Here is a 218-nt window from a genome sequence, read left to right as displayed (position 1 = left end):
ATGTGTATTGCTAATGGTTTGAGTGCATTAGCAACTTCACTAGAGCAGCTTGTTGTTTTTCGGTTTTTAAGTGGCTTACCTCACGGCGCTTACTTTGGTGCCGCTATTTTGCTTGCCTCCGATATTGCCCCTTCGGGTAAACGGGCAAGCTTTATGTCAAAAGTATTTATGGGCTTGACCATTGCAACCATTGTTGGCGTGCCTATTGTTACCTTGGT

The 218-nt window shown here is 44.5% G+C and carries 1 protein-coding gene; it reads left to right on the top strand.

Features of this window, described 5'->3' with window-relative positions:
• Window positions 1-218, top strand: a 218-nt coding sequence (locus AN391_RS20235) for an MFS transporter (RefSeq protein ID WP_152967926.1), incomplete at both ends; no start/stop codon positions are given.

The sequence above is a fragment of the Pseudoalteromonas sp. P1-13-1a genome (genome assembly GCF_001401875.1).
Taxonomy (GTDB): Bacteria; Pseudomonadota; Gammaproteobacteria; order Enterobacterales; family Alteromonadaceae; genus Pseudoalteromonas.
The sequence above is the reverse complement of the archived record's forward strand: the minus strand, read 5'-3'. Positions and strand labels throughout refer to the sequence as shown.